The following is a 13,156-nucleotide window of genomic DNA, read 5'->3' on the forward strand; positions in this document are numbered from 1 at the left end:
CTTACGCATCCACCTCGGCATCGAGCGCATTGTCCTGAATGAACTCACGACGCGGCTCGACCAGATCGCCCATCAGCTTGACGAACAGGTCGTCGGCTTCGTCGGTCAGGTTGACCTTCACCTGAAGCAGGGTGCGGGCGTCCTTATCCAGCGTGGTTTCCCACAACTGATCCGGGTTCATTTCGCCCAGTCCCTTATAGCGTTGGATGCTCAGGCCTTTGCGCCCGGCATCAAGAACGGCGGCGACGAGGTCCAGTGGCCCGCGGATGTCGGCGGCCTTGTCCTTGCGGCGGAAGGTTGAGACTTCGTTGAACAGGTCGCCCAGTTCCAACGTCCGCTCATTGAGGCGGCGGGCGTCCTGCGAATGGATCAGGCCGTCATCCAGCACGATCTTTTCCGACACGCCGCGACGCACGCGGGTAAAGACATAGCCGCCGTGGCTGGTCGTATTGGCCTCGACGCTCCAGTCGCCGTCGCCGTCTTCCTTGAGACGATCGAGACGTTTGGCGACCAGCGCCAGATCGGGCGTGTCGCCGAACAGGCCCCCGAGAGCCGCCTGTTCAATGGCAAAGGCCGGGGCGCGGCTGGCCAGACGGTCCACACTGCCCTTGAAGGTCTTGGCGATACGCACCTGAGCCTCAAGGTCCTGAGCGGTGATACGCTCACCCGTGCGCAGTTCCAGAACCGCCTCCGACGTACCCTCCTCGATCAGGAAGGCGTCCATTTCGGTATTGTCCTTCAGGTAACGCGACGACTTGCCCTTGGCGACCTTATACAGCGGCGGCTGGGCGATATAGAGGTAGCCGTTTTCGATGATCTGCGGCATCTGACGGTAGAAGAAGGTCAGAAGCAGGGTACGGATGTGCGCGCCGTCCACGTCGGCATCGGTCATGATGATGATCTTGTGGTAGCGCAGCTTCTCGATATTGAAGTCGTCGCGTCCGATGCCGGTGCCGAGCGCCGTGATTAGGGTGCCGATCATTTCTGACGACAGCATCTTGTCAAAACGGGCGCGTTCGACGTTCAGAATCTTACCGCGCAGGGGCAGGATGGCCTGATTTTCGCGGTTACGGCCCTGTTTGGCCGAGCCGCCGGCCGAGTCACCCTCGACGATAAACAGTTCGGACTTGGCCGGGTCGCGTTCCTGACAGTCGGCCAGTTTGCCCGGCAGCGAGTTGATGTCGAGCGCCGATTTGCGACGGGTCAGTTCGCGGGCCTTGCGCGCCGCTTCGCGGGCGGCGGCGGCTTCGATGATCTTGGAGACGATCTGCTTGGCTTCGACCGGGTTTTCCTCAAACCACTGCGACAGCTTTTCGAAGACGATGCCTTCAACGGCCGGGCGCACTTCGGACGAGACCAGCTTGTCCTTGGTCTGCGACGAGAATTTGGGGTCCGGCACCTTGACCGACAGCACACAGGTCAGGCCTTCGCGGGCGTCTTCACCCGACACGGAGACCTTTTCCTTTTTGGCGAGGCCAGAGGATTCCATATAGGCCGACATCACCCGCGTCAGGGCGCCACGGAAGGCCGCCAGGTGGGTGCCGCCGTCGCGCTGAGGGATGTTGTTGGTGAAGCACAGCATCGTTTCGTGATAGCTGTCGTTCCATTGCAGAGCCAGATCGACCTCGACCTTGTCGCGCAGACCGCGCGCCGCAATCGGCTCCTTGATGATGGGCGATTTCGACTTGTCCAGATGCTTGACGAATTCGACGATGCCGCCTTCGTAATGCAGGATGATGTCGTAGGGCTCGGCTTCACGCAGGTCGGCGAAGCGGATATGGACGCCGGAATTTAGGAAGGCCAGCTCACGCAGGCGGTGTTCCAGCGTCTTGCGGTCGAAATCAATAAAGGTGAAGGTGCCTTCGTCCGGGCCGGTCTTCAGCGACGGCAGGAAGGTGACGATGGTGCCGGTCAACGGGTTGCCGTTATCGCGCAGCGGCGCGTCGCCGGTGACTTCGACCGAACGCACGGTTTCGCCCAACTCAAAGCGCGCCTCGTGCGTCTTGCCATTCCGGAAGATTTTCAGTTCGACATAATCGGACAGCGCGTTGACGACCGAGACGCCGACGCCGTGCAGGCCGCCGGAGACCTTATAGCTGTTCTGGTCGAACTTGCCGCCCGCATGGAGCTGCGTCATGATGACTTCGGCCGCCGACACACCTTCTTCGGCATGGATATCGACGGGCATCCCGCGCCCGTCGTCAGACACCGAGCAGGACCCATCGGCATTGAGGATCACTTCCACGCGCGTGGCGTGACCAGCCAGCGCTTCGTCGATGGCGTTATCGACGACTTCATAGACCATGTGGTGCAGGCCCGACCCGTCATCCGTGTCGCCGATATACATGCCGGGGCGCTTACGCACCGCATCCAGCCCTTTGAGAACCTTGATCGAATCCGCGCCATAGGCGTTTTCGACGATTTCCGGATGCTCTTCGTTTTCGGCCATGCCTAGTCCCTAAATTCTACCCATTGGCCCCCTTCGACACGAACCCCAAGCGCGCGCCCGGACAATCCGTCGAAGAGGCTTTCGTCCGTGCCTGTAAACAAGGTTTGCAGGCCCAGACGATCGGTTTCATCAAACAGCGCCGCCCGGCGAATCGGGTCGAGGTGGGCGGCGACTTCGTCAAGTAACACTACAGGATTCGGCGCGCTTTTGACACGCGAAAGTCTCGACCCCTGCGCCAAAATCAGGTTCAGAACGAGGGCTTTTTGCTCCCCCGTGGAACAGTCCGCCGCCGGACGGTCCTTTTCGCGGTGAAAGACGCTGAGATCGGTGCGATGGGGGCCAAAAAGCGAGCGTCCTGCCGCCGAATCACGGGCACGGGCGCGGGCAAATCCCTCGCGCAAGGCGCTATTCAGCGCATCGGGGTCGCGGGCGTCAGACGCTTCGCTGATCAGCCCCAGATCGGCCTTGGGGAAGGCGCTTTCGTGCGCTTCGATCTCGGCCTGAAGATCGCTTAAGGCGGCGCGCCGGGCGACGATCATCTCGCTTCCCGCTTCCGCCAGCCGCTCCTCCAGCGCATCGAGCCATACGGCATCAGCCGGCCCCTGCACCAGCAGTTTCAGGCGCTCACGCAGGGCCTTTTCATAGGCGCTGACCGTCGTGGCGTGTGAAGGCGTGGCGGCGAAGACCAGCCGGTCGAAAAACCGCAGACGTTCGGCACGCGCCTCAAGGAAGATACGGTCCTGTGCGGGGGTCAGCCAGACCAGGCGAATGTGGTCGAGCAGGCGGCCCGCCGGGACGGTCTGCTGGTCGATGCGCACCAGACGTTTTTCAAGGCTGCGTGGGTCGGAGCCCGTGCCGATGCGGATGTCGTCCTCGGCGCTTTTCAGCTCGACCGACACGCCCCAGGCGCGCCCCTTGGCCTCCTGCGGCAGGCGACGCCCCAGATCGCTGACGGCGGCGCCACGCAGGCCCCGGCCAGGGTTGAGGACACTGATCGCTTCGAGGAAGTTGGTCTTACCCGCACCATTCGGCCCGAACAGATACAGCGACCGCCCGGCCAGATCGACATCAAGCCGGTCATAGCCGCGAAAATCAGTCAGGCTCAGGGCGTGAATGCGGGTTTTCATGCGCTCAGCCCTGCGGGCTCGCGGCTGCCCGCAAATCCTTGATCAGGGCGTACAGATGCAGAGGATCAGAAGGCGACGGGATGAAATCGTGGCGCTGATAAAAGGCCCGCGCCCTATCGTCCTTGGCGTGGACGATCAGGGCGCGAATACCGGCAATATCGGCGGCCTGAAGCGTGCGGCGAATGGCGTCTTTCAACAGGCCGCTGCCCAAGTGTTGCTTTTGCCAGGATTGGCTGACGGCCAGACGCGCCAACAGCATGACAGGGACAGGATGCTGCGCGAGTCCTTTTTTAAGTCTTTCCGGGGCCTCGGCGTAATAGACCTCACCGACCACCAGCGAATAAAATCCAATGACCTCATCCCCGCTCAACCCGACATAGGTTACGGCGGAATTGGCGGTCTGATTGACAAGGGCAAACCGCGACAGAAAGCGGTTCAATGCCGTCTCACCACAGTCGAAATCCTCGACGGCGTGTCGCTTTGTCAGTTTTTCAATCCGGAAAGCGGTCACTATCAGGAGCGCTCGAACGGGCTCTGGGCTTCGAACAGGCGGCGGATCACCGGCAGATCACGCGGCTCGGCGTCCAGAGCCTTGCTGAAAGCCTCCCATGTCTCAGCGTTAAGGGCGAAGGCACGCCTTTCCGCCAGAGTTTCCTCGGCCTTAGCCAGAGCGCTTTCCAGAACAAATTCACTGACCGAGCGATGCGCAGCCTGTGCCGCCGCCTGCAAATAGGACTTGGCCTGCGGCGTGATGCGCAGATCGAGCTTCTGATTACGTGTGGGCGTAGCGGGCATGTCAGTCTCCTGCGCTATACGTAACATGCGCGCCAGACATTGTCATGACTATTTTGTTTGTCTGGACTGTTGTTTGCATACGGACACGAATGGATAATCCGGATGCAGAATAAAATGTTTGTTCTTGTCGCTTACAAGGGTTTCCGCGTTCGGAAAAAGCTCGTAACCGACTTCAGTACGCAACTCTTGACGAGGCTCAACTCTGATCTTCCCACAATCCAGTGTTCTGGTCAGACCGCAAACGAGACCGGCGTCTGTATAGAACTGTGCTTTGGCTTTGAGAGGCCCAGATGCCGTCTGAAGCCTGTTTGGGCCAGCAAGCGCACCCTCCTTGTTAACGAAGGCCCAATCATCGCCACTCACACACAAGGCGCGATCATCCTGTGACACGAATTCGAATACGAAGCGCCGATCTTGAGGTTCATCCACCACACGGAATGTGTAGGCCGGTGGCGCGGGAACTGGAGTTGAGGCGCAGGCGGAGAGTATTGCAATAAAGCTCAGAGCTAACATCAAGCGCATTGATCCCCCCACAAAAACGAAAGGCCGCGAAACTATGTTCACGGCCTTTACGATAGTCATTAGCGTTAGATTATACCCGTAGCGGCATTAGTACGTACTGGACGCCTTGATCGGCGGTATCGAGCACCAGGGTCGGAGACGCCGCATCATTGAGGCGCAGTTCGACCTGTTCACCGGCGATCTGACCCATCACGTCGAGGATGTAGCGGGCATTGAAGCCAATTTCGAGCGCGTCGGAATCGTAGTCGATTTCCGCTTCTTCGACGGCCTGACCGGCTTCGATATTGCGCACGGTGAGCGTCAGACGGCCCGGTTCGATCGCCATCTTCACCGAGCGGCTCTTTTCCGCCGAGATGGTCGAAACGCGATCGACGGCGCGCGACAGGATGCCCGTGTCGATACGCATCAGCTTGTCGTTGTTCTTCGGGATCACGCGGCCGTAGTCCGGGAAGGAGCCGTCGATGATTTTCGACGTCAGGGCGGCGGTGCCGAAGTTGAAGCGAATCTTGGCGGGCGAGACCGTCAGTTCGACATAGCCCGTACCGTCGTCCAGCAGGCGGCGGGCCTGATCAATCGTCTTGCGCGGGATGATGACCCCGGCGCTGCCCATCGAGCCGTCGGGGGCCGGCATTTCGGCGAGGGCCAGACGGTGACCATCGGTGGCCACAGCGCGCAGATAGCCCGAACCGTCCTCGGTCAGGGTGTGCAGAAACAGGCCGTTGAGATAGTAGCGCGTCTCTTCGGTCGAGACGGCAAAGCGCGTCTTGTCGATCAGGCGCTTCAAGTCTTCTTTCAGCAGCGCATAGGTCGTGCCGTCGTGGTCACCCGACATGACCGGGAAGTCGCCGGCGGGCAGGACAGGCAGGGCGAAGCGCGAGCGCCCGGCCTGAACCGACAGGCGCGGATCGTCACCGGCCTGATAGCGCAGCTCGACATCGGCCCCATCGGGCAGCTTGCGCACGATTTCGTAGAGGGTGTGAGCCGGTGCGGTGATCTGACCCGGCACGGCAACGATGGCTTCGGCCGAATCCACGATCTCCATATCGAGATCGGTCGCCGAGAACGACACCTGAGACCCTTCGGCCGAGAGGAGCACGTTCGACAGTATGGGGATGGTGTTGCGGCGTTCCACCACGTTCTGGACGTGGCCCAGTGCCTTCAGGAGTGCGCCACGTTCAATGATTAGCTGCATCTTGGCATCCCAGAGCTATTGGCCAGAATTATTGGCCGAATCATTAGCCAGCCTTTGCGGCCGTGTAGGTATAGAGCAAAAGGCCGGGGCAGTTGCCCCGGCGCTTCACAAGACCTTAAATGTTTATTAAGCGGCGTCAACCGGTTAAACCGGTTAATCAGCCACGCAGTTTGCGGGTCAGAGCTTCCACGTCCTTGGCGATCTGTTCGTCGCTTTGCAGCAGTTCCTCAACCTTCTTCACGGCGTGCAGAACCGTGGTGTGGTCACGCCCGCCGAAACGGCGGCCGATATCCGGATAGGAACGTGTCGTGTGCTGCTTGCACAGCCACATCGCCACCTGACGCGGGCGGGCGACCGAGCGCGTGCGGCGCTCCGACAGAAGGTCCGCCTGCTTAAGGGCGAAGTGGTCCGCCGTCAGCTTCTGGATTTCATCGACCGTCACGCGGCGCTCAGCCGATACCTTCAGGTTGGGTTGCAGCAAGGCCATAGCTTCGTCCAAAGTCAAACTCCCCAGACGCGCACCGGCCGAAGCGGCCAGGGTATTAACGGCCCCTTCCAGCTCTCGGATAGAACCCGGTACGCGATCTGCTAAAAATTGCAGTACATCATGTTGCGGCTTCTGGGCGACGCCCAGACGCTTAGCGAGTTGATCGAGCTTGCGCTCGATAATGCCCATTCTCAGGCTTTGATCGGCGACATCCAGAGCGCAGACCAGTCCGGAAGACAGGTGCGATCTGAGACGCGCTTCGATTTCGTTGAGGTGCGACGGCGGACGGTCCGCCGTGAACACCACGCGCTTATTGTTTTCCAGCAGCGCGGTCAAGGTGTGAAACAGTTCCTCCTGCGACGAGGTCTTGCCGCCGATAAAGTGCACATCGTCGATCAGAAGCAGGTCGGCGCTGCGCAACTCATCCTTAAAGGCCGCGGTGGAGCGGTCCTGAAGCGATTTCACAAAGGTCGAGGTGAACTTTTCCGCAGTCAGATAGACGACCTTCGCGTCCTGACGGCGGGCCTTCGCTTCCCAGGCGATGGCGTTCAGAAGGTGCGTTTTCCCATAGCCGTAAGGGCCGTGGAAGAAGACCGGGTTAAAGTGCCCATCCGCCCAGGTGGCCACCTGACGCGACATGGTGTAGGCGAATTCATTGCCACGACCGGGCACAAAGGTCTCGAACGTCAGGCGTTCCTGAAGACCGGCCACGCGGGCCGCGGCGTCGTGAAAATTGACCACAGGGGCCATGGCGGAGGGCGGGGGCGCACTTTCGGCGCTATCCACGCGGGTTACCGGTGTCACGGGGGCGGCCTTCGACTGATCATCGAATTCAGCCCGCGATTTCAGCTCCAGCGAACGGTGGTCCGGATCGTGTTGCGCCCACAGCTCGTTGGCGCGGCGCAGAGCATTGCGGGCGAACCAGTCGCGGGCATAGAGCGTCGGCGTCACCAGCACCGGGTCGCCCAGCGGGTTCTGTCGCAGCGCCGATGGCGCGACATACGAGTTGTACGGCCCCTCACCCAATTCATGACGAAGCGCGGATGCGACTTTAGTCCATACCATTTCAGGCTGGATCGGCGACCAGTTGTTTACGCCTGGCATGTTATCAAAGCCCCGATCATTTTTCCCCAACTCTTAACGCTATGCGGCGACGGCTTCAGACGGGCTGACACAGGCTCTGAGAGAGCCCCTGACACCCGAAGAGGGAGAGCCGCCTCCGGTTACAAAAACCCTTGGCGTTCACACCTTAACCAGTGTCAGGCTGTGTCCACCCCCGATCTAATCCGCATTCCGGCAAAACCTAAGTCATTGGTTTTGTGAAATTTTGGCAACAGACTCTCGTTTGGTGCAAGGCATTGCCCGGCACCACCGTTTCATCCGTATTGGGATGGAAAGGCGAGATGGGTTCACCTTAGCTTTCCCGGCGGTCAGGTCAACGAGGATATTTGCTGACCAGCGCTGATATTTCTGTTGACTCTGATAACGTCTTCCCCGGTAAGGAGAAATTTACAAACTGTTAAGACGTTGTCATTTTGACGCAGGAGTTAAAAAACTTTTACGCGCAAAAACACGCTTCGCCACAAGGTGGCAAAGATGTCAGGTCATTGAAAAATTTAGGAAAACCAAAGTGCGGACGCTCAGCAAGATCGTCCGGACGCATCACAGTCCCAAAGACAACAAACATCAGCGCACGGAGCGGATCGCTCAGTGCCTGATGCTTGTTGTAATCAGGAAAAGGAAATTAGGCAGCCAGCTTCTTGAGAGCGGCGGCCAGACGCGACACCTTGCGGGCGCCGGTATTCTTGTGCACCACGCCCTTCGACACGGCGCGCATCAGCTCGGATTGCGCTTCGATGAAGGCGGTCTTGGCAACGGCGGCATCGCCAGCGGCCAAAGCTTCTTCGAACTTGCGCACGTAGGTACGGACGCGCGAACGGCGCGCCTTGTTGACTTCGGTACGGCGGGCGATCTTGCGGATCGCTTTCTTGGCGCCGGGATTATTTGCCATTCATCACCTCAGGGGACGATAAGTTAAGGGAGCCGCGGCGCCAGCCTTCTAAAGGGGGCCGCGACACGAATTTCAAGGGGGCGGGATATAACCGAAGGGCGCAGGCAGGTCAACGCTTTCGGGGCAAGAATCATCCACAGAACGACTCTTTTTTCGCCTCATCCGATCTCCTTAACCTTTCTGGCACGCCGGACAATAAAAAGTCGAGCGCCCAGAATGGGTTTTGCGGGCAATGGTGCCCCCGCAACCGGGCCGCAGGCAGGGCTCATCCTCACGATCATAGACGCGGAAACGGTGCTGAAAATAGCCCAGTTCGCCGGAAGCCGAGGCGAAATCGCTGATCGAGGAGCCGCCCGCCGCGACGGCCTCTTCCAGCACCTCCCGCACGGCCAGGGTCAGTTCAGCCGCCTTGGCATGGCTCAGCCTGTCGCCGGGCAGGTCGGGCGACAGGGCGGCCCGCCACAGGGCCTCACAGACATAGATATTGCCCAACCCCGAAATCAGCGTCTGATCCATCAGCAGGCTTTTCAGCGGTGTGCGGCGGGGGCTGAACAGGGCGTGCAAGGCGTCGGCGTTCAGGGCGTCCGACAGCGGTTCGAGGCCCAGCCCCTTGTACCAGCCTTGCGCGTAAAGTTCGTCAGGGCGCAGCAACAGCATAAATCCGAAGCGGCGCGGGTCATAGAAGTCGATCAGGCGCGTCACGCCCTCTTTGGTCGCCAGCACCTGAACGTGCAGGTGTTTGGGATCTGGCCGCACCGAGTGGTAATAGTTGCCATCCAGCTTTTGTTTAGCCCCTCGCCGGGCGGTGGCTTGCACCACCTTGGCCGCCGCCTCAATGGCGGCTTGAGCGGAATGATTCCAGTAGAAATCATTCCGCTCTAGGCTTTGCCCGTCGATGTCGGTGACCTGAAACCGCCCGGTCATGCCGAGGTGGGTGATCCACACGGCCTGCGTGTCGAGGTGGAACAGCAGGTATTTGGCGCGGCGCTCCAGCCGCAGGATTTCGGCCCCTTCCAGTTGCTCGGCAAAGCGCTCCGGGAAGGCATAGCGCAGATTGGGCCGATGCAGGCGCAGGCCACTCAGCCGCGCGTGCTCCAGCGCAGGCGTCAGGCCGCGCCGGACGGTTTCGACTTCGGGCAGTTCGGGCATAAACGATCCAGCATGAGAGTGTACCTGCCTGTGTAGATTATTTTAGCCACGAAAAACACGAAAAGAGGTGCTGAGCCCTTTGTTTTTCGGCACACGGATGTTCTGATTTCGAAGTCAGAGCCTTGGCAGGCTTTAAGCGGCGCAGATGACCGAGCGGCGTTCGCGCAGGCGTGGGTCATCGCTGAGATCGGCGTGCCAGAGCGCCGGGTTGAGCGCGATCGGGTCTTCGATGGCAAAGGCGTGCCAGGCGAGGTCAGGGCGCGGGCGATCCGAGGCGGCAATGACGGCGCGCAGTTCGGCGGCCGAGGTGACGCCGACGATCACGGAAGACACGCCCTTAAGGTTCAGGGCGTAGCTGAGGGCCGCGTGCAGCGGGTCGGTCGCGGTTTCCAGCAGATGGCGACGGATGCGCGACAATTGCGGGCCCAGCGGTTGCAGATTGGCAGGCAGGGCTTCGCGCGGCGTGAACAACAGGCCCTGAAGGAAGACCGAACGCACCTGCACCTCGATGCCCATGCCGGCCAGCGCTTCCAGAGCGCCTTCGCGCACCAGCCGCTGATCGAGGATAGAGGTCGGCACCTGAATGAGGTCGGGCTTGAAGCGCTTGGCCAGGGCCACGGGTGAATCTTCGTAACGCGCCGAAATGCCGATGCGGGAAAACAGACCGTCGGCCTTCAGCTTTTCCATACGCGCCCACAGCGCATCGCCTTGGGGGCCCATCAGGTCGGCCGCATCGTCGATCATGCCGACGCCGACGCGGGCCAGTCCCATATGCTCGACCGAACGCTTAAGGCGGGATTCGACCCAGTCGAGCCCTCTCTCGGCGCGGACGCTGCGGATTTGCGGCTTGAACGGCGAAGGGAAAGGCCAGCAACGGCCAAGTATGCGTTCGACATCGCCTTCATAGGGGGCGACGTCAATGGCCTTCAGCCCGCACTGGGCCGCGTATTGCAGGATCTGGCGGACCTCGTCTTCGGACACGCGGCCGCGCAGGTTCGAGATGCCGTAGTCGCATCCGAATTGCGCCGATCCGAGGCCCAGAGCCGCTTTCATTGATCCTTACCCAAACCTTAATGATTCCAACAGGCTATAACCTGTGACATCCGGGATTCTGCGGTCAAAGGTTAAACAACCTCTGAACAGCGGCGGGTATTTATGACAAATATGCAGGAAAAAGCGGTCTTCCACAGTTGAAAACCATAGGACAAAAGCAAAAGGGTTAACGGTATTTGAAAACCGTTAACCCTTGAGCGTTTTCGGGCGTTGTTTGGTCAGCGTCAGGTGTTTAGGGATTGCGCTTCTGGGAGTCCTTTTGGGCGTCTTCAAACACTTCGTCGAGCGTTTGCGGGGTTTCCGTCTTCGCCGGTTGCACGGGTTCGATGGTCACCGTTGGCGCCTCGGCGCTGGTCGCTGTGCCGAGCAGGTCATCGACAGCTGTGGTCGCCCCCGTATCGAGCGTGCCCGTCCCGGTGGGAATGGTCGAAACCTTGATACGGGTCAGGGCGCGCGACATGTATTCGCGCCAGATGGCCGCCGGCGTACCGCCACCGGTCACCTTGGCCATTTGTGAATTGTTGTCGCGACCCACCCAGACGGCGGTGGTGAAGCCACCCGTATAGCCGACAAACCAGGCATCGCGGTAATCCGACGTCGTGCCCGTCTTACCGGCAATATCGAACTGTGACAGGCGAACACCTGAACCCGTACCTGAGCGCACCACTTCGCGCATCATCTGGTTCATGTAGCCCAGCGCCGGGTTGTTGATCACCAGGGCCCGGCTGTCCGCCGCGCTATGTTGATACAGGACTTTGCCCTTGGTGGTGCGGATACGCACGATGCCATAGGGTGCGACCTTATAGCCGCCATTGGAGAAGGGCACATAGGCGCGCGCCATTTCCAGCGGCGTCACATCGGCGGTGCCGAGCGCCATGGCCGGGTCGGTATTGATCTTGGAGGTGATGCCCAAGCGGCGCGCGGTCGCGGCCACATTGGAGCGCCCCACCTGATCGGCCAGACGGGCAGCCACCGTGTTGATCGACTGCGCCAGCGCCGTCGTCAGGGTGATGTCGCCCAGATATTTGTTGGTGTAGTTGGCGGGCGTCCAGCCGTCGATCGTGACGGGCTCATCCACCACGGGCGTATCGGGGCGGAACTGTCCGCTTTCCATGGCCGTCAGAAAGACGAAGGGCTTGAAGGCCGAACCCGCCTGACGCTTAGCGTTGATGGCGCGGTTGAACTGGCTGTCGGAATAGGAGACGCCGCCGATCAGGGCGCGTACCCGGCCTTCGCCGTCGATAGAGACCAGCGCCGCCTGCTCCACCTTCTTCTTGACGTCGCGTTCCATCATCGCCTTGACGGCGCGTTCAGCGTCGGTCTGGATCGGCAGGTCGAGCGTGGTTTCAACGATAATATCGTCCTTGAGCTGGCTGAGGTCGATCATCTGACCGATCTCCGATTGCAGCCAATCGACGTAATATTGCGCGTGTTCGGTGGCGAGCGTGCGCGACACCTTGATACCCGTCTTGAACACGTCTGCGCGCTGTTCCGGCGTGATGACCTTGGCCTCCACCATCTCGTTCAGCACGATCTCGGTGCGGCGAATAGCGCGGTCCTTATCCGACAGGGGCGAATAGTAGCTCGGGCCCTTCATCAAACCGGCCAGCATGGCCGCTTCGCCGATGGTCAGGTCCTTGGCCGGTTTGTTGAAATAACGCTGAGCGGCCGCTTCGATGCCGGTCGCCCCGCCGCCGAACCACACGCGGTTAAGGTAGAGAGCCAGGATCTGCTTCTTGGTGAACTTCATCTCCAGCCACACGGACAGGATCAGTTCCTGCACCTTGCGCTTCACATTCTGGTCGTTGGAGAGGAAGAGGTTGCGCGCCAACTGCTGCGTGATGGTCGAACCGCCAGCCAGATTGGCACCTTCCTTGCGTGTCGCATTGCGGATCAGGGCGCGGCCGACCCCGATGGGGTCAAAGCCAAAATGGTGATAGAAGCGGCGGTCTTCGATGGCGATAAAGGCCGCGGGCACATAGTCCGGCAATTCGTCGATATCGACCGGCGGCGCAAACTGCGAACCGCGCACAGCTACCAGCGCGCCGGAGCGATCCAGATAGGTGATGGAGGGCGCGCGGTCCGTCTTATACAGCGACGACGTATCGGGCAGGTCCAGCGAAAAGAACGCGATAAAGCCGACGGCGAAAATCACCGCCCAGACGGCGAATACCATTAACCAGTACAGGATAGCCTTCACGGGCGGACGCTTCATATCAAAGGCGAGAGCCATACATTATCCCCACGACACCGCGATTGCCTAACCGGGCAAGAGGTGTTTCGCTTATGCTTCATGCAAAGATTTCGTTAAGGATATATCAAAGCCTGCGGCGCGCGTCCCTTATATTTGCGCATCCGACGCCTGATTTCT

At 60.3% G+C, this 13,156-nt stretch carries 11 protein-coding genes; all 11 read right to left on the reverse strand.

Features of this window, described 5'->3' with window-relative positions; genetic code table 11:
• Nucleotide 1 precedes the first annotated feature (1 nt).
• The 11 genes from gyrB to EM6_RS09585 all read right to left on the reverse strand — a co-directional run bounded on the left by gyrB (nucleotide 2) and on the right by EM6_RS09585 (nucleotide 13,018).
• Nucleotides 2-2,449 carry a DNA topoisomerase (ATP-hydrolyzing) subunit B gene (gyrB, locus tag EM6_RS09535; RefSeq protein WP_126422260.1) on the reverse strand — a complete coding sequence of 816 codons (2,448 nt, stop codon included), beginning with the start codon at nucleotides 2,447-2,449 and terminating at the stop codon, nucleotides 2-4.
• Between the two features lie 2 nt (nucleotides 2,450-2,451).
• A complete protein-coding gene (gene recF / locus EM6_RS09540; protein WP_126422262.1) occupies nucleotides 2,452-3,576 on the reverse strand; it encodes a DNA replication/repair protein RecF in 1,125 nt (374 codons plus the stop codon).
• 4 nt (nucleotides 3,577-3,580) lie between these two features.
• On the reverse strand, nucleotides 3,581-4,015 hold the full coding sequence (locus EM6_RS09545) for a GNAT family N-acetyltransferase (RefSeq protein ID WP_232037043.1): 435 nt from the start codon (nucleotides 4,013-4,015) through the stop codon (nucleotides 3,581-3,583).
• A gap of 74 nt (nucleotides 4,016-4,089) precedes the next feature.
• On the reverse strand, nucleotides 4,090-4,371 hold the full coding sequence (locus EM6_RS09550; RefSeq protein ID WP_126422266.1) for a DUF1778 domain-containing protein: 282 nt from the start codon (nucleotides 4,369-4,371) through the stop codon (nucleotides 4,090-4,092).
• A 48-nt stretch (nucleotides 4,372-4,419) separates the two neighbouring features.
• Complete coding sequence (locus EM6_RS09555) at nucleotides 4,420-4,893, reverse strand: hypothetical protein (RefSeq protein ID WP_126422268.1); 474 nt, start codon at nucleotides 4,891-4,893, stop codon at nucleotides 4,420-4,422.
• A gap of 70 nt (nucleotides 4,894-4,963) precedes the next feature.
• Nucleotides 4,964-6,085, reverse strand: a complete 1,122-nt coding sequence (gene dnaN / locus EM6_RS09560) for a DNA polymerase III subunit beta (RefSeq protein ID WP_126422270.1) — start codon at nucleotides 6,083-6,085, stop codon at nucleotides 4,964-4,966.
• A gap of 157 nt (nucleotides 6,086-6,242) precedes the next feature.
• Nucleotides 6,243-7,676, reverse strand: a complete 1,434-nt coding sequence (gene dnaA / locus EM6_RS09565) for a chromosomal replication initiator protein DnaA (RefSeq protein WP_126422272.1) — start codon at nucleotides 7,674-7,676, stop codon at nucleotides 6,243-6,245.
• Between the two features lie 640 nt (nucleotides 7,677-8,316).
• Nucleotides 8,317-8,583 (reverse strand): 30S ribosomal protein S20, encoded by a 267-nt coding sequence (gene rpsT, locus EM6_RS09570; RefSeq protein ID WP_013479861.1) that lies wholly within the window; start codon nucleotides 8,581-8,583, stop codon nucleotides 8,317-8,319.
• 171 nt (nucleotides 8,584-8,754) lie between these two features.
• Nucleotides 8,755-9,732, reverse strand: a complete 978-nt coding sequence (gene mutM / locus EM6_RS09575) for a bifunctional DNA-formamidopyrimidine glycosylase/DNA-(apurinic or apyrimidinic site) lyase (protein WP_126422274.1) — start codon at nucleotides 9,730-9,732, stop codon at nucleotides 8,755-8,757.
• 132 nt (nucleotides 9,733-9,864) lie between these two features.
• Nucleotides 9,865-10,785, reverse strand: a complete 921-nt coding sequence (locus tag EM6_RS09580; RefSeq protein ID WP_126422276.1) for an aldo/keto reductase — start codon at nucleotides 10,783-10,785, stop codon at nucleotides 9,865-9,867.
• A 232-nt stretch (nucleotides 10,786-11,017) separates the two neighbouring features.
• Nucleotides 11,018-13,018 (reverse strand): transglycosylase domain-containing protein, encoded by a 2,001-nt coding sequence (locus EM6_RS09585; RefSeq protein ID WP_126422278.1) that lies wholly within the window; start codon nucleotides 13,016-13,018, stop codon nucleotides 11,018-11,020.
• Nucleotides 13,019-13,156: the final 138 nt, after the last annotated feature.

This window comes from Asticcacaulis excentricus (assembly GCF_003966695.1).
Classification (GTDB): Bacteria; Pseudomonadota; Alphaproteobacteria; order Caulobacterales; family Caulobacteraceae; genus Asticcacaulis; species Asticcacaulis excentricus_A.

Coding starts and splice junctions, on each gene's coding strand:
- dnaN (WP_126422270.1), bottom strand. CDS start 6,085: ATGCAGCTAATCATTGAACGTGGCGCACTCCTGAAGGCACTGGGCCAC.
- EM6_RS09585 (WP_126422278.1), bottom strand. CDS start 13,018: ATGGCTCTCGCCTTTGATATGAAGCGTCCGCCCGTGAAGGCTATCCTG.
- mutM (WP_126422274.1), bottom strand. CDS start 9,732: ATGCCCGAACTGCCCGAAGTCGAAACCGTCCGGCGCGGCCTGACGCCT.
- EM6_RS09580 (WP_126422276.1), bottom strand. CDS start 10,785: ATGAAAGCGGCTCTGGGCCTCGGATCGGCGCAATTCGGATGCGACTAC.
- EM6_RS09555 (WP_126422268.1), bottom strand. CDS start 4,893: ATGCGCTTGATGTTAGCTCTGAGCTTTATTGCAATACTCTCCGCCTGC.
- EM6_RS09550 (WP_126422266.1), bottom strand. CDS start 4,371: ATGCCCGCTACGCCCACACGTAATCAGAAGCTCGATCTGCGCATCACG.
- recF (WP_126422262.1), bottom strand. CDS start 3,576: ATGAAAACCCGCATTCACGCCCTGAGCCTGACTGATTTTCGCGGCTAT.
- rpsT (WP_013479861.1), bottom strand. CDS start 8,583: ATGGCAAATAATCCCGGCGCCAAGAAAGCGATCCGCAAGATCGCCCGC.
- gyrB (WP_126422260.1), bottom strand. CDS start 2,449: ATGGCCGAAAACGAAGAGCATCCGGAAATCGTCGAAAACGCCTATGGC.
- dnaA (WP_126422272.1), bottom strand. CDS start 7,676: ATGCCAGGCGTAAACAACTGGTCGCCGATCCAGCCTGAAATGGTATGG.